Origin of the sequence: Streptomyces sp. SID12501, assembly GCF_010550245.1 — a bacterium.
Lineage (GTDB): Bacteria > Actinomycetota > Actinomycetes > Streptomycetales > Streptomycetaceae > Streptomyces.
Genome location: NZ_JAAGLU010000012.1, coordinates 156,123 through 180,677, shown reverse-complemented (window position 1 = coordinate 180,677; position 24,555 = coordinate 156,123). Strand labels below are relative to the sequence as shown.

Below are 24,555 nucleotides of genomic sequence, written 5' to 3'. Positions count from 1 at the left end.
GTTTCCTCACACCTTCTGCTCGCGGAAGCGGTTGATGGCGTCGATGTGCCGGGCGCGCAGTTCGTGATCGCGCACACCGAGACCCTCCCGCGGGGCCAGGCAGAGAATGCCGACCTTGCCCTGGTGGAGGTTGGCGTGGACTTCGTACGACGCCTGCCCGGCCTGCTCCAGTGGGTAGACCTTCGACAGCGTGGGGTGGATCCTGCCCTTGACGACGAGCCGGTTGGCCTCCCAGGCCTCCCGGTAGTTCGCGAAGTGCGAGCCGACGATGCGCTTCAGCGACATCCACAGGTAGCGGTTGTCGTACTCGTGCAGGAAGCCGGAAGTGGACGCGCAGGTGACCACGGTGCCGCCCTTCCTCGTCACGTACACCGACGCACCGAACGTCTCCCGGCCCGGGTGCTCGAAGACGATGTCGACGTCCTCGCCGCCGGTGAGCTCCCGGATACGCTTGCCGAACCGCTTCCACTCCTTGGGGTCCTGGGTGCGTTCGTCCTTCCAGAACCTGAAGCCCTCGGCATTCCGGTCGATGACGGCCTCGGCACCCAGGGAGTGGCAGATGGCGGCCTTCTGCGGCGACGAGACCACGCAGACGGGGTTCGCGCCGCCGGCGAGCGCCAGCTGGGTGGCGTACGAACCGAGCCCGCCGCTCGCGCCCCAGATCAGCACGTTGTCGCCCTGCTTCAGCTGCGCGCCGTTGCGGGAGACCAGCTGCCGGTAGGCGGTGGAGTTCACCAGTCCCGGAGCGGCGGCCTCCTCCCAGGTGAGGTGTTCCGCCTTGGGCATCAGCTGGTTGGACTTCACCAGCGCCAGCTGCGCGAGACCGCCGAAATTGGTCTCGAAGCCCCAGATCCGCTGCTCGGGGTCCAGCATCGTGTCGCCGTGGCCGTCGGGGCTCTCCAGCTCGACGGACAGACAGTGCGCCACGACCCGGTCGCCCGCGCGCCACCGGTTCACACCGGGCCCGGTGCGCAGCACCACCCCCGCCAGGTCGGATCCCAGCACGTGATAGGGCAGGTCGTGGCGCTTGGCCTGCTCGCTGAGGCGTCCGTAGCGTTCCAGGAAACCGAAGGTCGGCAGGGGTTCGAAGATCGAGGACCACACCGTGTTGTAGTTGATCGCACTCGCCATCACCGCGACCAGGGCCTCGCCCGGCCCCGGCTCCGGTGTCGGAACCTCCTGCACCTGGAGGGACTTGCGAGGATCCTTCTCCTTCGCGTCCATGCCCTCGAACATCGAGGTGTCCGCCCGGCGCACCACGTTGCCCCGGTAGTACTCCGGGAGGCGCAGACCCGTCACCTCTTTCGAAGTGATCTCCTCCGAGAGGAGGGCGCCGATGATCTCATCCATATGCCATCCCGTGACGTGTCGAATGGATCGAGCCGCGACCGTCGGATCTCCTCTTGCTTTCGGACGGAGAACTCGCGGCCGGTCATGTCTCGCAAATTTCCTGGCTTCCACGACGGATCAGCGGGCACCGCTCGAAACGGTGGAGTTCCCTTGCGGCGATCATGCCGACACAACCCGCCCCGATCAATCGCACGTTATCGATGATATGGATCGAGGGACTGGGTGAACCGGCCTTCCCCTCGTGCTGCCCGAAGGGCCGGACCGGCCGCGCGCGCCTGTCCGACCTGTGCCGTCTTCGGGGCCGGCGCCACCCGCCGCCGTACGTCCTGGCCATGGGCGCCTGCGGGATCCCGGCCGGACGGCGAAGCGCCCGACGCGGTGATCGGCGATCGGCTCACCGCCCGCGCGGAGACCTGCCGCCATTCACCTGACGGATCAAAGATCACATAAGGCGTTCCTGTGCATCGACAAAGCACGTTTGGAGATCGACTCCGGCTGTCGGATAGTGGATGGGCCAGCCCTCATTTGTTTTTGACCTAAGAAGCTGCATGGCTGCTGTTTCTGACGAGGCAGTTGCTCATGTCCAACACAGGCCTAGCGTCAAGGAAAGGGAGACCGTGGCTGCATTGCCCGAGCATTTCCGTTCCGTGCTCTTTCAATCGGTCGGCAGTCCGGATTTCGAGCTCCGTGGGGTCACCGCGGAGTCCGGGCAGGAAGGGATCGAGCTGTGACGGCCGGCGCGGGCACACTGCACGGGAGGCTGCTGGAGCACGCCGCCCTGGCTCCGGACACGCCGGCGGTCTACTCGGACACGGGTGTGATGACCTACGGGGACCTCGACCAGCGATCCGCGCTGCTGGCCGAACAGCTGGTGGCGGAGGGCGTGCGGCCAGGGGTACCGGTGGGTATCTGTGTCGAACGTACGCCGGACCTGCTTGTCGCTGTTCTCGCGACCCTCCGCTCGGGCGCCTGCTATCTGCCGCTCGATCCCAAGTACCCGAGCGAGCGGCTGAACTTCATGGTGGAGGACAGCGGCACTCGTCTGCTCTTGTCCACGCCCGCCTCGGCGGACCGCTGCCCAACCGGCTCCAGGGTGCTCGTCCTTGGTGGATCCGGCGCCGCTGAGCCGCGTTCCGGCGCGGTGCAGGCACCTGCCGCCACGGCCCCGACCGACACCGCGTACCTCATCTACACCTCCGGTTCCACCGGCACGCCCAAGGGTGTGCCGATCAGGCACAGCAGCTGCGCGGCGATGCTGTCCGAGGCCGACCGGATCTTCGCGGAGTGCGATCTGAGCGGTGTGGCCGCCGTGACCTCGATCTGCTTCGACCTTGCGGTCATGGAGATCTTCGTACCGCTCTCGCGGGGTGGCGCCGTGGTGTTGGTGGACAGCGCGGTCCACCTCTTGGAGAGCCCGCATCTGAACCGGGTGACGCACATCAACTCCGTACCGTCCGTCATGGCGAGCCTGCTGGACGGGGGCAGCATGCCGGCCGGGCTGCGGTCCGTGGTCCTCGGAGGGGAGGCGGTGCGCCGCCGCCTCGTCGACCGGGTGTACGCCGAGACGAAGGTGGAGCAGGTCTTCAACGGGTACGGCCCCACCGAGGGAACCGTCTTCTGCACCTTCAAGCTGGTCCCGCGTGACGAGCCCGGCGAGCCGTCGATAGGCAGCCCCGCCTCCACCGCCCGGGTCTACGTCCTGGACGACAGGCTGCGGCCCGTGCCGGAGGGGGAGGCCGGGGAACTCTATCTCGGTGGCGAGGGCCTGGCCTGGGGCTACCTCAACCGGCCGGGACTGACCGCGGAACGCTTCGTACCGGATCCGCACCTGGACGGCGAACGCATGTACCGCACAGGTGACATCGGCCGTTTCCTGCCCGGCGGCGAACTGGAGTTCATCGGCCGTGCGGACCACCAGGTGAAGGTGCGCGGATACCGCATCGAGCTGGAGGAGGCCGAGTCGTGGCTGGCCGGATGCCCCGAGGTGCGCGAGGCGGCGGTCGCGGTGCAGGCGCGCGACGAGCAGCCGCACACGGGTTCGCTGGTGGCGTACGTCGTGTCGGACGAGCCCCGGCCGGCGGATTCCGAGGGCGAGGACCTCTGGTTGGACGAGGCGCTCCAGGCCCGTATCACCAAGAGGCTGGGCGCGTTGGTGCCCGACTACATGGTCCCCGAGAAGGTGGTGTTCCTCGCCGGGCTTCCGGTGTCACCCAACGGCAAGCTCGACCGGGCGGCGCTGCCCGAGCCACCGGCGTCGGTCGTACCCGTGACGAAGGAACCTGCGAGCACCCCGACCGAGGCAGCTCTCGTCGAGCTGTGGGCGCAGCTTCTCAAGCGTGATCCGCAGACGATCGGCATACACGACACGTTCTTCGACCTCGGCGGAGACTCGTTGCTCCTGATACGGCTGGCCAAGCAGATGACCCGGCGGTTCGGGACGAGGGTCGGGGTGTCGGATCTCTTCCGGTTCCGCGAGATCACCGCGCTCGCCGGCTGGCTGGACAACGGTGACGGTGCGGAGCCCGACGCTGTCACAGAGGCGAAGCGTCGCGCGATGACCCGCCGCTCCATGGTCCGCGGCCGGGGCCGGCAACAGGCCGGCTGAGCCGGCCCTGCCGGGTTCTCGGCCCGGCGTACAGCCGTGTACGACGCTCGGAGGAACTGACGGGTTCGTTCTTGCGGTTCTCGGAACCCCGGACCGGACTGCGCCGGTGATGTCGTTCGAGCACCGCTTCTACAGGGAAAGCAGCTGCGACGTGTTTGAGGACTCTGGCTCCCGCCCGGACCGGGCTGGGGACGAAGTGGGCATCCGCAGGGAAGTCGGTACGCGGACACCAATGACGGAACACCCGTTCGCGGGTCGCCACTTCCGGCGGACGGACCGGTGAGCGCCGAACGCGTCGGCTCGTCCCCGGCCCGGGCCGGCCGGAGAGCCGGAACAGACCCGACTGATGTCGACCTCGACCTCGGCGACCCCGCCACGTTCGCGGAACACGAACTCTCCGGGTTCTGGCGCGGACTGAGGGACACCCGCCCCGTTCACTGGAACCCGCCCACGGAACACCGCCGCGGTTTCTGGGTCCTGTCACGCCATGAGGACATCATGGCCGTCCACCGCGACGACGAGGCTTTCACTTCGGAGCGGGGCAACGTACTCGTGACCCTGCTGGAGGGCGGCGACGCGGGCGCGGGCAAGATGCTCGCCGTCACCGACGGCCCGCGGCACGAGCAGTTGCGCAAGATCCTGCTGAGATCCCTGGGCCCGCGTGTGCTCAAACCCGTGGCGGACGCCGTGCGGGCGAACACGCGTCAGCTGGTCCGGGAAGCGGTCTCACGTGACGAGTGCAACTTCGCACTGGACATTGCCAGCCGAATTCCCATGACCACCATCTCCAATCTGCTGGGCGTGCCCGAGAGCGACCGCGACTTCCTCCTGAAACAGACGAAGACCGCGCTGAGCGCCGATGACGACGACGTCGACGAGACGGAGTCTGCGATGGCCCGCAACGAGATCCTGCTCTACTTCATGGACCTGGTGGAGGAGCGCCGAAGCGCCCCTGGCGACGATCTCATCAGCACGCTGGCCTCCAGCACGGTCGAAGGGGCCGTACTGAGCGACGAGGACGTCGTGCTCAACTGCTACAGCCTGGTCATCGGTGGTGACGAGACCAGCCGGCTGACCATGATCGACAGCGTGTATTCGCTCGCCGCGCACCCTGCCCAGTGGCAGCGGTTGAAGAACGGTGACTGTTCCGTCGACACGGCCGTCGACGAGGTACTGCGCTGGGCTTCCCCCTCGATGCACTTCGGCAGGAGCGCCGTGCGGGACACGGAGATCCACGGTGTCCGCATCGCGAAGGACGACATCGTCACCCTTTGGCACATCTCCGCCAACCATGATGAACGGGCATTCGACCGACCCGAGGTGTTCGACCTTGGGCGTCGGCCGAACAAACACATCTCGTTCGGCTACGGACCCCACTTCTGCGTCGGCTCCTATCTTGCCAAGATCGAGATATCCGAGCTCCTCATGGCCTTGCGGGACTTCGCCCTGGACATCGAGCAGACCGGCTACGCGTTGCGGGTCCGCTCGAATCTCCTGAACGGCTTCCACAGCTTGCCGGTGCGCCTGCGGCCGGACCATGCCGGACTGGCACGCGAAGACGAAACGAACGGAGTGAAGCGATGACCGGCAATCCGTTCGACGCGGATGGTGGCGACTGGCAGGTGGTCGTCAACGACCGGGGAAACCATGCTCTCTGGCGGCCTTTCCTGGATCTTCCGGCCGGCTGGAACATCATCCTCTCCGAGAAAAGCCGAGAAAGCGCACTGAGTTACATCGAGGCGAACTGGACGAGCCTGGGTCCGGTGGAGCGGTAGAGGGTCGCTCCGTTGTCGCTGTGCTCATGCATTCCATCCGTCCCGCTGGGGAGCTGAAATGCCGCAAGAACGCGTAGTGCGAGATTCGCATGCCATAACGGATTTCCTACTTTCCCGTACTGCTGAGCTGCTGGACGTGTCCAAGGGCGAGATGGATCGCTGGATACCGATGCACCAGTACGGACTGGACTCGGCGAGGTCGGTGGCCCTTGCCGTGTCGTTGTCCGAATTCCTCGGCTGGCGGGTCCCGGCCACCTGGATGTGGCAGTACCCGACCATCGACGCCCTGTCCCGTGCGCTCGCCGACGGTCCACGTGCCACCGGCGCCGCCCCGAGCACCGACCGCCGATCGGTACCGCGTGAGCCCATCGCGGTCGTGGGCGTCGGTTGCCGGTTTCCCGGGGCGTCGGACCCGTCCTCGTTCTGGCGGTTGCTGGTCGAGGGCCGCGACGCCGTAGGACCGGTACCGGCCGCGCGGCGCGAGCTCCTGGGCGACAGCGTGCGCTGGGGCGGATTCATCGACGGTATCGACCAGTTCGATCCACTGTTCTTCGGTATCTCACCCCGGGAAGCCGTCCAGATGGACCCGCAGCAGCGCCTGGCGCTGGAGCTGGCCTGGGAGGCGCTCGAGGACGCGGGTGTCGCGCCTCTCAGCCTCGCCGGCAGCGACACCGGCGTGTTCATGGCTTCCTGCTACAGCGACTACGCCGCGCTGGCGCACTACCGCGGCCCCGACCACGACATCACCCCGCACACCGCGACCGGCATGCACGACGGCCTCATCGCCAACCGGGTCTCCTACGCGCTCGGCCTGCAGGGCCCGAGCATGGCCATCGACGCCGCCTGCGCGGGATCGCTGGTCGCGGTGCACCTGGGATGCCAGTCGATCTGGATGGGCGAGAGCGAGCTGGTACTGGCCGGCGGGGTGAACCTGAGCTTCGTCTCCGACTACTTCACCGCTGTGGCACAGCTCGGCGCGGTCTCCCCGGACGGCCGGTGCAAGCCGTTCGACGCCCGCGCCAACGGGATGGTGAGAAGCGAGGGCGGCGGGTCGGTCGTACTGGCCCCGCTGAGCGTGGCGCTCGAACGCGAGCTGCCGGTGTACTGCCTGATCAAGGGCAGTTCGGCCAACAACGACGGGTTCAGCAGCGGCCTGACCGCCCCGAATCCCCAGGCGCAGGAGCTGATGCTGCGCACCGCCTACGCGCGGGCCGGCATCGCGCCCTCTCTTGTGGACTACATCGAGTGCCACGGCACAGGGACACCTCTCGGTGACCCGATCGAGGCCAATGCCATCGGTGCGGTGCTGGGCGGTGACCGGGCGGAGCCCCTGCGGCTCGGTTCGGTCAAGTCCAACGTCGGGCACCTGGAGGCGGCGGCCGGCATCGTCGGCCTGGTCAAACTCGCGTTGTCGATCCGCAACGGCGTACTGCCCGCGAGCCTGCACTACGCCGGCCCGAACCCGCAGATCCTCTTCGACGAGTACAACCTCACGGTCCAGGACCGGTTGACGGCGTGGCCGCGACGGTCCGACGCGCGCCGCGCGGGCGTCAGCTCGTTCGGCTTCGGCGGTGCGATCTGCCACCTCGCCGTCGAGGAGATGCCGCGCCCCGAAGCCGCGCTTCTGCTGCTGGCCGAGGACTCCAGGGAGGCGCTGGCCGCCCGGGTCTCGGCGCTGCGTGACGAGACCGATCGGCGGGCGGTCTGCGGGCGGGCACCCGGCGACGGCAGGTTCCGGCTCGCGGCCGCCGCCCGCGACATGACCGAGCTCCGGGCGCAACTGGACGCCTTCACCGCCGGTACGACGGCTGCCGGGCTGAGTGTCGGGGAGAGCGCCGAACGCAAGCAGCGGGTGGCGTTCCTGTTCTCGGGCAACGGCTCGCAGTGGTTGGGCATGGGCAGGCAACTGCTCGGCGGCATGCCCGTGTTCCGGCGGTCCATGATGCGGTCCGACAAGCGGATGCGGGAGCTTCTGGGCTTCTCGCTCGTCGAACAGCTGCTGGCGCCCGACGGCCGCATCGACGACATGGACGTCTTCCAGCCGCTGCTGTTCTGCATGCAGGTCGCCCTGGCCGACGCCTGGCGCTCCCTGGGAGTGGAGCCGGACGTCGTCGTGGGACAGAGCGTCGGTGAGTTCGCCGCCTCCCACATCGCCGGCGCACTCGACTTCGACGACGCCGCCCACCTGGCCGCCCACCACGGCCGGCTCCTCCAGCAACTGGCCGTGGGACACGGCGACGGCATCGTCGTCATGACCGCCGCGGACGAGGTCGGGCAGCACCTGACCGGCGGGCTCACCGTCTCCGGCTACAACGGACCGAACTCCACCCTGGTCACCGGTACACCGCAGGAGATCGACGACCTCGTCCAGCGGCTGACCGACAAGGGCGTCACGAACCACCGGGTACGGATGGGCCACGCACCGCACTCCGCGTTGGTCGACCACGTCCTCGCCCCTCTGAAGGCCGAACTCGCCGGCATCCAGCCCCGCACCACGCGCCTCCCGATGATCTCGACGGTCACCGGCGAACCGGTCGACGGCGCGGAGCTCGGGCCGGACTACTGGGCGGACAACCTGCGCCAGGAGATCCGGGTGGTCGACGCCGTCGAGGCCCTGCGCGGCCACGACATCGACGCGGTGATCGAGCTCAGTCCGCACCCCGTACTGCTCAAGTCCGTGAGCGAGATCCTGTCGGCGACCACCCTGCCCTCACTGCGGCGCGGCGCCGACGAGGCCTCGACCCTGCTGGGCTCGCTGGGCGCGCTGCACGTGGCCGGCCACCCCGTGACGGTCGGTCCGTTCCTGGCGGGTGACCGGGGACGGCATGTCGCACCCGTCCCGGGCGACGTCGCGGCGGACGAGCCGATGCGTCTCGTACCCGTCACGGGGCACTCGGCGGTCGCGCTGACCGACACCTGCCGTGAGCTGTCCAACCACGTCGAACGCAACACGGCCCTGCGGGTGTCCGACCTCGCCCACACGCTCGCGACCAGGCGTACCCACCACAACCACCGGGTGGCACTGTTCGCCCGCAACCGTCAGGAAGTCCTTGACGGACTTGCCCGGGTCGCCGCCGGCCAACCGCACCCCGACGTCGTCACGGGCACGGTCGTCGGCAACAGCGACCGGCGGGTGGCACTGGTGTTCTCCGGCGGCGGCACGCACTGGGTGGGCATGGGACGGGAACTCATGCGCTCGCACACCGGCTTCCGCGAGTGGATGCACGCCTGCGACACCGCCGTACGCGCGGCGGGCGGCTGCTCGGTGCTCGATCAGCTCGCCGCCCCGGCCGAACTGTCCAGGTTCGACGAAACGGACGTCCAGCAACCCGTCCTGTTCGCCCTGCAGGTCTCGCTGGCGAAGGTCTGGCTCGAACTCGGTCTCCGGCCGGCCGCCGTCGTCGGTCACAGCATGGGTGAGGTCGCGGCCTCCTGCGTCGCGGGCGCGCTGTCCCTGGAGGACGCCGCCCGCGTCGTGGTCGCGCGGTCGCACCTGATCGAACGGAAGGCCGCCACCGCCGCCGTGATCTCCGTCGAACTGCCCGAGCAGGAGCTGCTGCGCAGGATCGGCCCGTACGCCGGACAAGTGACCGTCGCCGCGGTGAACAGCCCCACCAACGCGGTGGTGTCCGGCCCGCCCGACGCCATCCACGCCTTCGACACCGATCTCAAGCAGGCCGGTGTCTCGACCAGGCACGTCCAGATCGAGCGGCCGGCGCACAGCCCCGGCATGGATCCGCTGATCCCGCCGCTGCGCGAGATGATCGACGGCATCACCCCCCTGACCGGCACCGTCGACTTCTACTCCACGGCGCTGGCCGGCACGGTGAACCCGGTCCCCGACGTGGACTACTGGGCACACAACCTGCGCGACCAGGTCCGGTTCGCCGAGACGGTCGGTGCGCTGGTCGAGGACGGCGTCGGCACCTTCATCGAGATCGGCCCGCACGAGACCTTGCGCGGCGCGGTCGAGGAGATCGCGCTGGACCGGGGCACCCAGGTCCACGCGGTCAACTCTCTGCGGCGGGGCGAAAGCGACGTCCGGTGTCTGCTGGGGGCCGCCGCGTCGCTGTACGTCAGGGGCGTCGCGTTGGCCTTCGACTCGTTGTTCGCCGACGACGTCGAGGTCGTGGAAACCCCGCTCGTGCAGTGGCAGAAGGACCGCTACTGGCTGGACACCCCGCCCCGGCGCGACGTCGCCCCGGCCCCGGCCGCCGTGATCGTGGCCGACCCGGCGGTGAAGCAGGTGGAGAGCCCGCCGACCGCCGACAGGTCGGTGGCGGAGGTCGTCCTCGCCGAGCTCGCCGACGCGCTGGGCGTGCCGGTGAGCAGGTTCGACGAGAACGCCGGCCTGCGCGACTTCGGCCTGGACTCGATGCTGGCGATCCGCCTCGTCAACAGGTTGCAGGCGTTGTTCGGGCACCGCGTGTCGCCGGTGGTGTTCCTGGACGGGCGGCCGATATCCCAGGTCCTCGCCCACTTCGTCGAGATCGTCGGCGGGCCGGCGCCGAAGGCGGTGGCCGGGCCCGCGCCCAAGGCCAAGTCGCCCCAGGCGTTCCTCGACGACCTGTCCGACCTGGATGCCGAGGACCTGGTGGACGAACTGGCCGCGCGCGGGTTGCTCGAGCTCACCGACGCACCGGCGTCGGAGCAGCTGCGGGCCGACGGTCTCGGTTTCGAACTGGCGCAGGCATCGCACGGCCAGGCCTCGCTGTGGTTCATGCAGCAGGTCGATCCGGACGCGGTGCCGTACAACCTCATGATGACCGCCCGGATCCGGACCACCGTCGACGAACAGAGGCTCGATCACGCCGTGCGGGCCGTGATGGAGCGGCATCCCGCGCTGCGCACGATCTTCGTCGAGGCCGGCGGCCACCCGCACCAGGTCATCCTGGACGAACCGGTGTACGAGTTCATCGTGGTGGACAGTTCGGACCGGGACGACGAACAAGCCCGCGAGGAACTGGCCGAGTACGGGCACCTGCCCCTCGACCTGGACAACGGGCCACTGGTGCGGGTGGTCCTCATGACCCGCGGGGCGGCGGACCACTACCTGCTGGTGCTCGTGCACCACATCGCGTCGGACGCGGCCTCGGCCGACGTGATGTTCCGTGAACTCCAGGAGTTCTACGAGGGTGCCGACCCCGCCGCCGCCAACCCGATCCCCCCGTACACGGACTTCGTCGAGCGGGAGCGGCAGTGGCTGGCCGGCCCGGCGGCCGACGCGGCACTCGACTGGTGGTCGCGGCAGCTGGCCGACCCGCCGGCCCACGTCGATCTGTCCACCAGGGAGCGCCCCTCCGGGGTCACCTACGAGGGCCGCGACCTCCGGTTCCGCTGGAGTGCCGACGAGACCCGTCGGCTCAGGGAGTTCGCGGTCGGCGAAGGCGTGTCGATCAGCACCGTCGTACTGGCCGGTTTCTTCGCCACGCTCAACCGCGCGGCCGGCGTCAAGGACTCCGTGCTGGCCACCGCCATCGCCCAACGCGGTGAGCCCGGCTGGGAATCCGCCATCGGCTACTACCTGAACACGGTGCTGATACGTGCGAATCCCGCCGGCGACCGCGGTTTCCGAGACCTGCTGCGCGAGGTCCACGCGTTCTCGCTCGGCCTGCTCGAACACATGAACTATCCCCTGGATCGGCTGGCATCCGTCCTGAAACCGCCGAGGGCCGAGGGCCGGCCGCCGTGGTTCGACGTCGCGGTGAACTGGCTGTCCTCGGACGCCTTCCCCCGCGCCACCAAGCTCTTCCACGGCATCGGCGACACCATCGCGCCCGACAGCGCCCTGCCGTTCGAACCGCTGCCGGTGCGCAGGCACTTCGCCAAGTTCGACCTGGAGATATCCATTGCGGACATCTCCGGCGAGGCGTGCGGCCACGTCCAGTACAAGCCCAGCTACTTGGAGGAGGAGACCGTGACGGCACTGCTCACCCTCTACCGCACGGTGCTCTTCGACTCGATCGCCCAGCCCGACCTGGCACTTGAGGACATCACGCCGAGCACCGGTCCCGAAGAGACAGACCGGTGACACGGACCCCGCACGCCCGGTTCCTCGATCAAGCGGCCAGGGCCCCCGAAGCGGCCTCCGGGGTGGCCAGGTCGGCCCGCCGCCGCACCACGCCGCGCGACCGCACCACCCGCACCGGAAACTGCGCCCCCACTCAACCCCTCAAGGCAGGAGCCTTCCATGTCCGACAGCCCTGAGCAGACCTACGACCCGGGTGACGTGGCCATCATCGGCATGTCCCTGCGGGCCCCCGGGGCCCGCACGAAGGAACAGTTCTGGGACAACCTCGTACACGGCAGGGAGTCCTTGACCATCCTCGACAAGGACGACATCCACGTCGACGAGACCTTGATCCACAACCCGTTCTACGTGCCTGCCTGCGGCGTCCTCGACACACACGACAAGTTCGATCCGTCGGTGTTCGGTATCAGCGACCGGATGGCGGCCGCGATGAACCCCGAGAACCGGCTGTTCCTGGAGAGCGTGTGGGAGACGCTCGAGGACGGCGGCTACGACCCGAACCGGGTCGACGGCGAAGTGGGCATGTACGGCGCCAACAACGCGCAGACCGCCGCGCTCTACAGTTCCCCGCCGGACCGGGTGTCCACCGGCCCCGAGGCGATGGAGGCCGGCGCGGCGTGGTCGCCGGACACCATGACGTCCAACGCGCTGTACTACATGGGGCTGAAGGGTGAGGCCATAACCCTCGCGGCCGTCTGCGCCGGCTTCCACTATGCGGTGCACCTGGCCTGCCAGTCGCTGCTGCTGGGCCAGACCGACATGGCTGTCGCCGGTGGCGCGATGGTCCGTCTGCCGCACCCCCGCGGTCATCTGTGGGAAGAGAACCGCATCCTGTCGAAGGACGGCCACTGCCGTCCGTTCGACGCCAACGGCACCGGCACAGTGCTGTCCAGCGGCATCGTCACCGTGCTGCTCAAGCCGCTGGCACAGGCCGTCGGGGACCGCGACCACATCTACGCCGTGGTCAAGGGCTCGGCGGTCAACAACAACGGCGTCAGCGCGGTGGCCTACGGCATGGCACAGCCCGAGCGGCTGAGCGCGTGCATCGCCAACGCCATGGAAGTCAGCGGGGTCACCCCGGACACCGTGTCCATGTACGAGGCCAACAGTCTCGGCATGCCGATAACCGACGAGCTCGAGATCAACGCGGCGAGCATGGCGTTCGGCAAGCAGACCGGCATCACCTCGCTCGGTGGGGTCAAGGGCAACGTGGGCAACGCCGGTGTGGTGTCGGGCGGTTTCGGCGCGGTGAAGGCCGCGCTGGCCCTTTTCCACAAGAAGCTGCCGGCGACGATCAACCTGACCGAGATCAACGAGGACCTCGGCCTCTCCAGCACCCCGTTCGTGCCACAGGTGGAGACGGCGGACTGGGAGACCGCGTCCGGCATCCGCCGTGCGGGCATCACCTCGCTCGGTGGCGGTGGCTACAACGCGCATCTGGTGCTGGAGGAGGCGCCGACCCTCGCCGAGCGTGCCCCCGAGGCCGAGGGCAGGCCACGACTGGCCACGCTGTCCGCCCTGGACGACGATGCGCTGGCCCGTCAGCGCGCGAAGCTGAAGGACTGGCTGGTCGCCAACCCCGAGCTGCGCCTGGACGACGTCTGCTTCAGCCTCAACCTGGGTCGCAAGGTGATGGCTCGCCGCTGGGCGGCCGTGGTCCGCAGCCGTGCGGAGCTGATCGCCGCGCTGTCCCACGACGCCCCCCGCGGCGCGGCCACCGAGACCGCCGCCGCGCCTTTGGTGAAGGCCGATTCCCTCCGGCGCAACGACGACGGGCTCGTGCCGTCCGGAAACGACGGACAGGCGCTGTCCGATCTGGCTGTCGCCTGGGTGACCGGCCAGCGGGTGGACTTCGCCTCCCTGCACCTGGGCGAGGCCAGCCATCGCGTGCCCCTGCCCACGTACCCGTTCGAGCCGCGCCGGTTCTGGCGTACGAACTGGTGACCACGAGTACACCGGCGCCGGCCGCCCCGGACCCGCCTCCTCTCACCACCTGAGACGAACGCTGTCGGTGCGCACCCGCCGTACCGACGGTGAGCGCGCGCCGACCGCTGTTCCGGACATGGCGATGACCGGGTCGGGCGCCCTCCAGGTCCGGAGCCGCCCTTGAGCCGGTTCCGCGCCTTGGACGAGTTCCTACCCGTACTGAACAGACAGCCGACCAGCGATCGCCGGGAGTACGAGTGAACATCTACCTTTCAGGACAAGGGGGATTCGCAGTGGAGGTCGCGGATGCTCTGCTGGACGAAGGCCACAAGATAGTCGGCGCGGCTGCCCCCCGCCTGCGCAAGGGGCATTCCGACGAGAGCAACGCGATGTCCTGGGACCGCCTGCGTGCCTGGGCGTATCCCAGGAACATCCAGTGGACGGACTCCGCCGAGCTGCGCGCAATGCATATCCCGGACGGGGTGGACATCATCATCGCCGCGCATTCGCATGCCTTCATCGGCCGCCGGACGCGTGCCAGGGCGGATGTCACCATCGGCTATCACCCCAGCCTGCTGCCGTTGCATCGCGGCCGGGACGCGATCCGGTGGACGATCCGCGACGGTGACAAGGTAACGGGCGGGAGCATCTACCACCTGACCGAGCGTACGGACGCCGGCCCTGTCGCCGCGCAGGAACACCTGCTCGTGCCCCCTGGCTCGACCGCGCGGAGCCTGTGGCGCGATCACCTGGCCCCGCTGGGCGTGCGGTTGCTGCTACGGGTGGTCACCGACCTCGCCGAGGGCAGGCGGATCGAGGTCCCGCAGGACGAGAAGCTGGCGACCTGGGAGCCTGCGATGGACTCGGCACCGCTGTTCAAACCCGAACTCATCGCACTGCCCGGAGCAACGCCCGTCGACGGCAGCAAGTGGGCACTTCACGCACGGTGAAGCCAGGCGTGGCATGGAACCCCCGCTCAAGGAGGGGGAACCAGGCACCGAGACCGCGCCCCGGGAGGCGTCGGTCGGCGGCCTTGAGGCCCTCGGCCGGCCCGGCAGACCGCACCAGGGGCATGGCCGACGCACCCGCCACGGCACTCACCGGCCATCGGGACTGTCGCGGGACAATCCCGGCGGCCGGTCGACCGGGCCGGCTCCTGCCGTCGGACGAGGGACACACAAGGAGGGACCGCTGCTCAGACGGTGGCCGTCGGGGTGTAGATCTGCTGGGCCGTCATACGGAGGGCTGTCACGAAGTTCCGCGCACGCTGGGTCGGTTCGGCGCTCCGCAACATCTGCACGCCGATGGACAGCGGGGGAAGGTCGTCGGTGATGGTCACCAGGGCGGTCCGGCTTCCGTCCGGCGCGTCTCCCGACGGGGGCTTGGCATAGGTCAGCATGAATCCGAGGCCGGCCCCGGTCAAAGCACGCATGGCCTCCAATCCGGTTGCATAAATAACCTTGGGCATGGAGATGTTCGCTTTTTCGAAGGCCTTTTCCACGTACACGCGAATATCGACGAAGGAAGGCGAATCCGACATCAGAAGCGGATACCTCGCCAGATCGGCCAACCTCACCCTTTTTGAATCGGCCAACGGATGATCCTGTGCGGTGAGTGCGTACAGCGTGGGCTCGACCAGTCCCGTGAAAACGGTCTTCTCCGACGAAGTGATGCTGTAGGTCACCGCTAACTCGCAGGTGCCGTTCACCAGCAGGTCTAACGGCGAGTGGACGTCATGGACGTTCACCGTGAGTCGGGGGTCGGAATCGGCGACGCGGGAGATGACTCCCGGCATCAGGCAAGAGGTGATCATGTTGTAGGACGCGACATCAAGGCACTCCGCAGACTCACCCTGGAGCCTGCTGCTGTGTCGGTTCAGGGCGTAGGCCTGCTGCAATATCGCCTGCGCATCCTTGAGGAGTAACTTGCCGGCCGAGGTCAGACTGACCCCCTTGGCGTGGTGGCGTACGAGCAACTGGTTGTCCAGCTGCCGCTCCAGCCGTTGGATCGCGGTGGAAACCGCGGACTGGGACGCGTAGAGGCGCTCGGCGGCTTCGGATATGTTTCCTGTCTCGGCGATGGTGACGAAGTAGAGAAGCTGAGTGAGGCTGAACTCCGGCCGACGGCTCATTCAGGGTCGTCCTTTCATTTCCCAAGCAGAGCGTAGACCGCCGATTTCCACGTGCCGGAAAAGGCGGCCACAGGTTATCCATCAACATTCAACTGTCAGGATGTTCCAGTGTCTACTGGTGAAATCGGGCCGGATCTGGCTGGAACTTTTCCCTATCGGGCCACCAGTGATCGACCGTGGCGATGTCAAACCCGTGGGTGTATAGGAAGGTTGAATAGGCGGTCCGGTTTTCCCGGGCGGTCCGGACTCGTGCTTCCTGGCGGAGCCGCCCGAGAAGTGGAAGGAGGAACCGGTCCGCACGGCCGACGGCACTCGCCCGGCGGCGACATCTGTAAAGCCGTGGATCACAGTGGATCACAATCGTGATCGCCTCGGACCGGGCGGCGAAGTCGGCATCGGCGCCGGGTTCATTGGCGACCAGAGGCTGAACCGGCAATCACCCGTGCCGCGGAATCACTTGTGCAACGGTGGGGAATCGGCAACTCCTGTCCCCTACCGGCACCTCAGGGAGCACCCCATGCTTCGCGGCATAGACGTGAGTGCGTACCAGTCCTCCACCTATGACACGGACGGACTCTCCTTCGTCTTCATCAAGGCGACGGAGGGCCGTTCGTACGTCAATCCCAAGCTCGCGGCGCAGACGGAGCGGGCCCGGGACGCCGGCTGCGTGGTCGGCTTCTACCACTTCCTCTGGCCCGGAAATCTGACCGCCCAGGCCGAGTACTTCCTCAGCAAGGCCTCGGCGAGGGCCGACGCCGACATCCTCGCCGTCGACTGGGAGACGACGGGCGACGGCACCCACGCGTCGAACGCCGAGAAGGACACCTTCATCCGCGAGCTGAAGGAACTGCGGCCGGACAACCGGGTCGTCCTCTACTGCAACAGGAACTACTGGCTGAACGTCGACGTGACCTCCTACTCCGGCGACGGACTGTGGATAGCCGACTACGTGACGGCCGGTGAGCCCCGTATCCAGGCGACGTGGCGCTTCCACCAGTACACCGACGACCCGGTCGACACGAACGTCGGCGACTTCGCGACCAAGAAGGCGCTGCAGGAGTGGGCGGCCTTCGCCTGACGGGTAGGACCGGCATGTCCTCCGCTCCTCCAGCACAGCCGCACAACCCGGACCGGGGGCGCTCCCTGGCCGAGACGGGCACAGGCAGCCGTCGTCCGGCCACCTTCCGGGCGGCCCTGGCGTCCGCGGACCGGGCCGCCGCGCCCCGGGTGGCGACCCGTGTGTCGCTGCCCGCCGACGAGCAGTTCCTGGCGCAGGGCGAGGACTCCGACCATCTGGTGGTACTGCTGTGCGGTCCCAGTGAACTCCTCGGTGAGCAGGCGGGGTTGGAGGGAAGACGCCGCCCGGCCTCGCTCCGCACGACGACGCCGGCCGACCTGCTGCACCTGCCGGCCCGTTCCAGCACCGGGGTGACCGCCGCGCCGGAGCAGACGCTGTCGGGGCGGCTGCGCGAGGCCGACATACAGCGCACGGGCATCACTGAACCGGTCCGGGGCTGGTGCTCAGCTCGCGGGCACGGTGAGCCGGGGGCTGGAGCAATGGCGGGGCGCACCCGCGAGGCGGAGGCCGGCGCGGGAGTCCTGGACACGTTCGTGACCCGCGCGCTCGCGGGGACGTGAGAAGGCGCCCGCCGACGATCCGGCGGGCGCCCCGAACACGTACTGATCAGCGCTACTTGTTCAGGTACGTCCAGAACTCGTCGAACGACAGGAGCTTGTCGCCGTCGAGGTCGCGGGAGGCGATGATGACCTCGGCCACGGACTCGGTGACGTTCCAGTCGCCTGCCTGTGCCAGGGCGGTCTTGAACTCGGCGGCCGTGATGGCCCCGTCACCGTTCGTGTCGATCCGATCGAACTGCTTGCGTGCTTCCTCGATGTCCGCCACCGGGACCCGCCCCTTCATGTACGTACTACTGACGAGGTCAGATTAGCTGGCCGAGCGGGCACGCAGCGCCGCGACCACCCACGCGAACTCCTCACGGTGCGCGGGCAGCGGGTCCGTGCCGCGGACCAGCGCCTTCAGCTCCCGGAAGCGGGCCATTTCGTCGTGCGCCGCGAACTCGACCCGTTCCAGTACGGCGGCCCGGTCGGCGTTGCCGAGCAGCCCGGCCAGCACCTCCTCGGCCTCCGGCTCCCCGGGCTCGACGCCCCGCTCCCGGGCCTCGCCCGCGAGCTGTACCAGCCGGCTCATCAACCACAGGGAAGTACCGGCCCGCGCATCCGGGCCCCGGTCCCCCGCGTTGAACTCGATCATCCGCCGCATGCGCGTCCTGAAACCCTGGTCCTGGATCAGCTCGGCCAGCTCCACCCAGGCGTCCACCTGCTCGGGCGTGGGGTCCTCGGGCAACTCACCGAGACCGAACCGCAGCCGGTTGCGAATGTCCGGGTCCGCGGTGTCGAGGCCCCCGAAGGTCTCCTCCATGAAGTCGTCGGTGATCCGCTTGCGTTCGGCGGCCGACAGCCGCGCCAATTTGTTCATCAGAGTCATCTCCTCAGCGGTCGAGCCGCGTCTCGCCACGGACGACAGCACCGCGCGGGTCACCCGCAGCGTCCGGATCTGCGCGTCCAGCGCCGCCACATGCGCGGCGGCCACCTCCGCGACCGTCGTCTCCCCGGCAAGCACCGCGCGTACGTGGTCCAGGCCGAGGCCCAACTCGCGCAGGGTGCGGATCAGTTCGAGGCGGGCCACGGAACCGGCGTCGTACAGCCGGTAGCCGCCGGACGACCGGGTGACGGGCGGCAGCGCGCCCTCGTCGGACCAGTAGCGGATGGTCCGTACGGTCAGTCCGGTGGCCCGGGCCGGCTCGCCGATGGTGAGATGTCCGGTGCCGTCATCGATCATGATGGCCAGTCTGGGCCTTCCAGTGGGTGGAGACTCAAGAGGCAGGGAGGGGCACTGTGGGGGAAACGCTGAAGGACATTCTCGACTCCGTGGCGCGGGGCGTCTTCCCGCCTCCCGACGGCCGTACGACGATCGTGCCCCAGGCCTCCCACCGCGACGCCGGGGTGCTCTCCTTCACCGCGCACGCGGTCGTCTTCACGGACGAGGACCCCGAGTGGGTACGCCGGACCCTGGCCGGCGTCGACAGCGACGCGCTCTCCGCGCCGATGAACCCGCGCTTCCTGGCCGCCCTCATGGACCGTACGGGCCGCTCGAACGAGACGATCGACCTCCTCGCCGTCGCCTCCCCGGTCCCGGGGGACCCGCCGCTGACGCTGACGGAGATCGACGACCCCGGGCATCACCGGATCGCCCGGGCCCACAAGCACCGCGACGACGTCCGGGTGTGGGCGGCCGACGGAGGGGTGCTCATCCTCGGACGCGGGGTCGCGGGCCGGCTGGAGGCCGCGGTGGAGGTGACGGAGGCGGTACGGCACCGGGGGCTCGGCCGGTCGCTGGCGTCTGCCGCGCGGCAGCTGAGCGGTGGGGAGCCGGTGTGGGCGCAGATGGCTCCCGGGAACGCCCGCAGTGTGCGGGCGTTCCAGGCGGCCGGGTTCGTGCCGGTGGGTGGGGAGGCGCTGCTGCTCGCCCCGTAGACACGGGCACGGCACCCTGGGTGGGCCAACCGGGCGCGGATCAGCGGAAGATGCCCGTGTGGCCGAGTGAATAGCGGCCGGGCTGCGGGTAGACGGCGAGGCCGTGCGGGCCGCGGCCGACCTGGATGCGGGCGAGCTGCTTCCCGGTGCGGGTGTCGATGGCGTACACCTCGTCGTCGTAACGCCCGGACAGCCAGAGGACCTTGCCGTCGGCGGAGACGCCGCCCATGTCGGGGCTGCCGCCGTCGGGCAGCCGCCACTTCTTCGTGACCTCGCCCTTCTCGAAGTCGAAGACGGAGACGGTGCCCTCGCCCCGGTTGGAGACGTACATCTCGCGGGAGTCGCGGCTGACGTACAGCCCGTGGGTGCCCTTGCCGGTGGGCAGGAGGGTGGGCCGGGTGAATGTGTCGCCGTCCAGGACCCACATGCCGTCGGCCATCATGTCGGCGACGTAGAACCGCTTCCCGTCCGGCGAGATCTTGACGTCCTGGGGCATCGCGCCCTCGAAGGGCAGCTTCTGCTGCGCCACGACCTTCATCTTCTCGGTGTCGACCTTGAGCAGTTCGCCGCTGAACTCGCAGGACACGATGAAGTACCGGCCGTCGAGGGAGAAGTCGGCGTGGTTGACGCCGTAGCAGCTGACGGGCACGGTCTTGGCGATCTTCATGGTGTGCGGGTCGCGGAAGACGAGCTCACGGTCGAGGGAGGCCATGACGACGGCGTACTTGCCGTTGGGCGTGAAGTAGAGGTTGTACGGGTCGTGGACGTCGACCGGTTCGCCCGCCTTCCCGGTCCGCGGGTCGATGGGCGTGAGGGTGTGGCCGCGGTTGTTGTTGACCCAGAGGGTCTTCAAGTCCCAGGAGGGCACGACGTGTTGGGGCTGGCGCCCGACGTGGATCGTGTCGACGACCTCGTATGTCTTCGGATCGATGACGGAGACGGTGTCGGACTCGGTGTTGGGCACGTAGACGCGGGACGGGAAGTCCCGGACGACCGGCGACAGCCTGCCCGGCCGGTCGGCGGCGTACACATCACGCGGGTGGAGGACGGGCGGCATCCCGGGCAGTCCCCGGACGACGGGCTCGGCAGGCTTGGCGGGGACGGCGGGCCTGGCAGGCCTGACCGTGCCGAGGGGCCGGTCCGGCTGGTCGCGGGCCTCGGTGCCGCAGCCGGCGAGTCCGGCGAGGACGGTGAGAGCGGCCCCCGTGACGAGGGCGCGGGCGATGACGGTGGTGGCGGCGGGCATCAGGTCAGCAACTCCGTGGTGGTCACCGCGCGCAGGCCGCAGCGGTCGAGTTCGTGCAGGAGGCCGGGGAACGCGGCAACGGTGTCCGCGTAGCCGAAGTGCAGGCTCACGATCGATCCGGCCCGGATGCCGGCCATGACGTTGCGTACGACGGCAGGGGCGCCCGGCGAGGTGAAGTCGAGGGGGTCGACGTCGTAGGACAGGACGTGCGGGTAGCCGGCCCGCTGGGCGAGCCGTTCGACGAGCGGGGAGGCACGGGCGGCCCGCGAGGGCCTGAACCAGGTGCCGATGGACCCGGTGAGCCCCTTCAGCCGCTCGGCGCACCCCCTGATCTCGGCGTCGGCGTCCGCCTCCGGCATGGCGTTGATGTCGAGGTGCCGGAGGGTGTGGTTGCCGAGTTCGTGACCGCCGTCGAGGACGCGGCGAGCGAGGCCGGGATGGGCGTCGAGCCAGGTCCCGACGGCGAACACGGTGATGTGGGAGCCGTGTTTCTCGGCGGCGGCGAGCAGCGCGTGCGCGGTGGCGGGGTCGCCGTTGCCGTGGAAGGTGAGGGCGACCCGGGGGCGGTCGCGCGGGCCGTGGAGGATCTGGGCGGGGTAGCGGAGGAGAGGCGCGGGAGCGGGGGCGGGAGTACGGGAGGCCGGTGCTGGGGAGGAGGCGGCGACGGGGTGAGCGGCGGTACCGCCGGTCGCGGTACCGGTCGCGCACCCGGTGGTCAGCACCCCCGAGGCAACGATTCCGGCGCCCGCGCGCAGCACCGCCCGACGGTCGGTCGTGGTCACCCGCACCATTTAAGGGGAGTTGGTCCGGAAAACGGGCGATTAGCCCGATCGACGGCCCGCCATACGGTCACCGCACATACGGTCAGGCAGCCATACGGTCAGGCGGCACCGCGCCCGGTCACGCGCTCTACCGGTCTGCGACCCGCATCTCGAACCACGTGGTCTTCCCGCGCGGCAGCAGGTCGACACCCCACCGGTCGGAGAGCTTGTCGACCAGCATCAGCCCCCGCCCGCTGATGTCCATCTCCTGGACCGGCATCAGACACGGCAGCCCTCGCGAGGGGTCCCGGACCTCCACCCGGATCCAGCCGCGGCGTCGGCGCATCCGCAGGCCGAACACCCTCGCGCCGGTGTGACGCACCGCGTTGCCGACCAGTTCGGAGACGAGCAGTACCGCGTCTTCCGTCATCTTGGGGGTCAGTCCCCACTGCCGGAGCACGACGACCTGGGTGAGGCGCCGCGCGGTCGCGGCGGACTCGGGGCGGGACGGCAGCGGAACCTCGGCCTCCGTCGGGTTTCCGAACAACTCGAGCGCCTTGAGCGCCCGTTCGTCCTCCACCGCAGGCGACCAACGCGCCGCGGTCGCACGGCCGTGTCCCCGCGGCTGTTCCATGCCCTCCAGCCCCGCCATGCCCCCATCATGGCGGCCCGAGCCGCCCCCGGGGGCCGTTCCGAAGGAATACGCCCCCCGGAACACATCATTCCGAATGAGCCGTTCGGCATATGCCGTTGGCATCGAATCGACCCCTGGAGGCCCTCCGACCTGCGACGGAAGCTCACTTTCGGGCAAGCGACAGGCCCCCTCGACAACACAGACTTAAGGTTGCCTTAAGGCTCCCATAAACCGCCCGATCGAGGGACCCGGATAAGACACCGCGTCAACTGCAAGTACTTTGTTCGACGAAAATCAGTGAAACGCGGTGGAACTCGCTGTAACTCGGTGGAACCCAGCGGGAGTCAGCAGGGGGCAGCGGGAGTCAGAGGAACTTCGCCTTGCCGGGGCCTTCCTTCACGAAGCTTCGCATCCCGATCTCCCGGTCCTCCGTCGCGAACAGGCCCGCGAACCAGTTCCGCTCGATCGCGAGCCCTGTCTCCAGGTCCGTCTCCAGACCCGCGTCGATCGACTCCTTCGCCGCGCGCAACGCGATCGCCGGTCCCTGCGCGAGCTTCGCCGCCCACGCGTGCGCCTCGGTGTACACGTCGGCGGCCGGTACCACGCGGTCCACCAGACCGAGCGACAGCGCCTCGTCGGCCTTGACCATCCGTCCGGTGAAGATCAGGTCCTTGGCCCTGGACGGGCCGATCAGCCGGGCCAGCCGCTGCGTACCGCCCGCGCCGGGAATCACTCCGAGCAGGATCTCCGGCTGACCGAGTTTCGCGTTGTCGCCGGCGATGCGGTAGTCCGCGCAGAGCGCCAACTCGCAGCCGCCGCCGAGCGCGTAGCCGGTCACCGCGGCGACGACCGGCTTGGGGATACGGGCGACGGCGCTGAAGGAGTCCTGCAGGTCCCTGGACCGGGCGACCATCGCCGCGTGGTCCATGGCCTGCATCTCCTTGATGTCCGCGCCGGCCGCGAACACCTTCTCCCCGCCGTACACGACGACCGCCCGTACGTCCTCTCGACGGGTGACCTCCTCCGCGAGTTCCTTGAGGCGGTCCTGGGTGGCGACGTCCAGCGCGTTCATGGGCGGCCGGTCCAGCCGGATCGTGCCGACGCCTTCGGCGACTTCGAGATGCACAGTCATGTACGCAGGTTAACGGGGGCTAACGACAACGGGCCCGGTGCTGTCAGTCACACCGGGCCCGCAGAACGTCGTGGCGAAGGAAAGGAAGGAGGTTACGCCTTCCACTTCTCCCAGGACATGTTCCAGCCGTTGAGCCCGTTGTCCGGGTCGACGATCCGGTCGTTGGAGTTCTTCACGATCACCACGTCGCCGATCATCGACCGGTCGAAGAACCAGGCCGCCGCCACACCGCTGTCGTAGCCGCCGCGCACGTCCCGCAGGCCGATGCAGCCGTGGCTGGCGTTGTAGTTGCCGAAGGCGTCGCCGCCCCAGTAGTTGCCGTGGATGAAGGTGCCGGAGTCGGTCAGGCGCGCGGCGTGCGGGACGTCCTTGATGTCGTACTCGCCGCCGTAGCCGACCGTCTCGCCGTTCATCCGGGTCACTTCGAGGCGCTCGGTGATGACCATCTGGCCGTTCCAGGTGTCGTAGCCGGGCTTGCCGGTGGTGACGGGGATGGTCTTGATGACCTTGCCGTCACGTCGTACGACCATCTTCTTGGTCTTGACGTCGACCGTGGAGACCTGGCTGCGGCCGATGGTGAAGGAGACCTGCTTGACCTGCTTGCCGTAGACGCCGGGGCGTCCCTCGACACCGTCGAGAGCGAGGGCGACGGTGACCTTCGTACCCGGCGCCCAGTACTTCTCCGGGCGGAAGTCGAGACGGTCGTTGCCGAACCAGTGGCCCTCGACGTCGACGGCCGGCTCGGTCTTGACCGTGATGGCCTTCTCGACGTCCTCGGGGTGCGTGATGCCCCGGGTGAAGCGGATCGAGAACGGCATGCCCACGCCGACCTTCGAACCGTCCTCGGGGGTGAACGTACCGACGAACGTGTTCTTCGGGGTGAGGGTGGTGAAGGAGGACTCCTCCGCCGCCGTGCGCCCCTCGGTGTCCTTCGCCACGACGTGCACCTTGTACGTGGTCGACGCGGCGAGATGCGCCGCGGGCGCCCACTTGGTGTTGTCCGCGGTCAGCGTGCCCGCGACCGCGTTGCCCTTCGAGTCCTCGACCTTGACCTCGGTCAGCTTGCCCTTGGCGGCGCTGACGTTGAGGGCACCGCTGGTGTCCACGGACTTCGCGCCGTCCTTGGGCGCGATGGTGACGACCGCCTGCGACTGCTGGGTCGTCGCGGTGGTGGAGTCCTTGCCCTTCGGCTTGGCGTCGTCGGACCCGGAGTCCGAGCCGCTGCTGCCGCCCCCGCCGCACGCGGTCGCGGCGACGAGCACGACACCGGCGAGCAGCGCCAGCGGCCCTCTGCTGCCCCGTATGCCCCGTATGCCTCGTGTGCCGCTTACCCGTACCCCGTCCCGCCGTGCCGCAGCCGAAGCCCCCGATATCGGTCGCGTGTTCAAGCTTTCTCCCCTCCCCGTGGC

General features: G+C 68.9%; 18 protein-coding genes. 9 read left to right on the top strand and 9 right to left on the bottom strand.

The features are described from left to right. Positions 1 to 6 precede the first annotated feature (6 nt). The gene (gene ccrA, locus G3I71_RS16685; protein ID WP_164315510.1) at positions 7 to 1,350 is read right to left on the bottom strand and encodes a crotonyl-CoA carboxylase/reductase; all 1,344 of its coding nucleotides are present in this window, start codon (positions 1,348 to 1,350) and stop codon (positions 7 to 9) included. Positions 1,351 to 2,077: 727 nt separating this feature from the next. Here ccrA and G3I71_RS16680 point away from each other — a divergent pair. From G3I71_RS16680 to G3I71_RS16655, 6 genes are all read left to right on the top strand, one after another. Further along, complete coding sequence (locus G3I71_RS16680; protein ID WP_343242975.1) at positions 2,078 to 3,955, top strand: non-ribosomal peptide synthetase; 1,878 nt, start codon at positions 2,078 to 2,080, stop codon at positions 3,953 to 3,955. A gap of 279 nt (positions 3,956 to 4,234) precedes the next feature. After that, the gene (locus G3I71_RS16675; protein WP_164315508.1) at positions 4,235 to 5,539 is read left to right on the top strand and encodes a cytochrome P450; all 1,305 of its coding nucleotides are present in this window, start codon (positions 4,235 to 4,237) and stop codon (positions 5,537 to 5,539) included. Continuing rightward, positions 5,536 to 5,730: an MbtH family NRPS accessory protein gene (locus tag G3I71_RS16670; RefSeq protein ID WP_164315506.1), complete on the top strand. Its 195-nt coding sequence runs from the start codon at positions 5,536 to 5,538 to the stop codon at positions 5,728 to 5,730. The genes G3I71_RS16675 and G3I71_RS16670 overlap by 4 nt, the downstream gene beginning before the upstream one ends. A 58-nt stretch (positions 5,731 to 5,788) precedes the next feature. Next, positions 5,789 to 11,761, top strand: a complete 5,973-nt coding sequence (locus G3I71_RS16665) for a type I polyketide synthase (RefSeq protein ID WP_164315504.1) — start codon at positions 5,789 to 5,791, stop codon at positions 11,759 to 11,761. A 159-nt stretch (positions 11,762 to 11,920) separates the two neighbouring features. Then, on the top strand, positions 11,921 to 13,705 hold the full coding sequence (locus tag G3I71_RS16660; RefSeq protein ID WP_164315503.1) for a type I polyketide synthase: 1,785 nt from the start codon (positions 11,921 to 11,923) through the stop codon (positions 13,703 to 13,705). Between the two features lie 275 nt (positions 13,706 to 13,980). After that, positions 13,981 to 14,637, top strand: a complete 657-nt coding sequence (locus tag G3I71_RS16655) for a formyltransferase family protein (protein ID WP_164315500.1) — start codon at positions 13,981 to 13,983, stop codon at positions 14,635 to 14,637. Between the two features lie 245 nt (positions 14,638 to 14,882). On the opposite strand, the gene G3I71_RS16650 is transcribed toward G3I71_RS16655, so the two are convergent. Beyond that, complete coding sequence (locus tag G3I71_RS16650; RefSeq protein WP_164315498.1) at positions 14,883 to 15,818, bottom strand: LysR family transcriptional regulator; 936 nt, start codon at positions 15,816 to 15,818, stop codon at positions 14,883 to 14,885. Between the two features lie 517 nt (positions 15,819 to 16,335). Here G3I71_RS16650 and G3I71_RS16645 point away from each other — a divergent pair. Then, on the top strand, positions 16,336 to 16,896 hold the full coding sequence (locus G3I71_RS16645; RefSeq protein WP_164315496.1) for a glycoside hydrolase family 25 protein: 561 nt from the start codon (positions 16,336 to 16,338) through the stop codon (positions 16,894 to 16,896). 14 nt (positions 16,897 to 16,910) lie between these two features. Continuing rightward, on the top strand, positions 16,911 to 17,456 hold the full coding sequence (locus G3I71_RS16640) for a cyclic nucleotide-binding domain-containing protein (protein ID WP_164315495.1): 546 nt from the start codon (positions 16,911 to 16,913) through the stop codon (positions 17,454 to 17,456). 52 nt (positions 17,457 to 17,508) lie between these two features. Here G3I71_RS16640 and G3I71_RS16635 read toward each other — a convergent pair whose 3' ends face one another. Together G3I71_RS16635 and G3I71_RS16630 are read right to left on the bottom strand one after the other, a co-directional pair. Then, complete coding sequence (locus tag G3I71_RS16635) at positions 17,509 to 17,721, bottom strand: EF-hand domain-containing protein (protein WP_164315606.1); 213 nt, start codon at positions 17,719 to 17,721, stop codon at positions 17,509 to 17,511. Positions 17,722 to 17,763: 42 nt separating this feature from the next. After that, on the bottom strand, positions 17,764 to 18,678 hold the full coding sequence (locus G3I71_RS16630) for a MerR family transcriptional regulator (protein WP_164315493.1): 915 nt from the start codon (positions 18,676 to 18,678) through the stop codon (positions 17,764 to 17,766). Positions 18,679 to 18,734: 56 nt separating this feature from the next. Between G3I71_RS16630 and G3I71_RS16625 the strand changes: the two genes are divergently transcribed. Further along, positions 18,735 to 19,373, top strand: coding sequence for a GNAT family N-acetyltransferase (locus G3I71_RS16625; protein ID WP_164315491.1), 639 nt, complete (start codon positions 18,735 to 18,737; stop codon positions 19,371 to 19,373). Positions 19,374 to 19,413: 40 nt separating this feature from the next. On the opposite strand, the gene G3I71_RS16620 is transcribed toward G3I71_RS16625, so the two are convergent. The 5 genes from G3I71_RS16620 to G3I71_RS16600 form a co-directional block, all read right to left on the bottom strand. Next, positions 19,414 to 20,619 carry a YncE family protein gene (locus tag G3I71_RS16620; protein ID WP_164315489.1) on the bottom strand — a complete coding sequence of 402 codons (1,206 nt, stop codon included), beginning with the start codon at positions 20,617 to 20,619 and terminating at the stop codon, positions 19,414 to 19,416. Then, complete coding sequence (locus G3I71_RS16615) at positions 20,619 to 21,410, bottom strand: polysaccharide deacetylase family protein (RefSeq protein WP_164315487.1); 792 nt, start codon at positions 21,408 to 21,410, stop codon at positions 20,619 to 20,621. Before G3I71_RS16615 ends, G3I71_RS16620 begins: the two co-directional genes overlap by 1 nt. A gap of 118 nt (positions 21,411 to 21,528) precedes the next feature. Then, positions 21,529 to 22,032, bottom strand: coding sequence for an ATP-binding protein (locus tag G3I71_RS16610; protein WP_164315485.1), 504 nt, complete (start codon positions 22,030 to 22,032; stop codon positions 21,529 to 21,531). Between the two features lie 346 nt (positions 22,033 to 22,378). Further along, positions 22,379 to 23,146: an enoyl-CoA hydratase/isomerase family protein gene (locus G3I71_RS16605; RefSeq protein ID WP_164315483.1), complete on the bottom strand. Its 768-nt coding sequence runs from the start codon at positions 23,144 to 23,146 to the stop codon at positions 22,379 to 22,381. A 92-nt stretch (positions 23,147 to 23,238) separates the two neighbouring features. Then, complete coding sequence (locus tag G3I71_RS16600) at positions 23,239 to 24,450, bottom strand: Ig-like domain-containing protein (RefSeq protein ID WP_164315605.1); 1,212 nt, start codon at positions 24,448 to 24,450, stop codon at positions 23,239 to 23,241. Between the last annotated feature and the right edge of the window lie 105 nt (positions 24,451 to 24,555).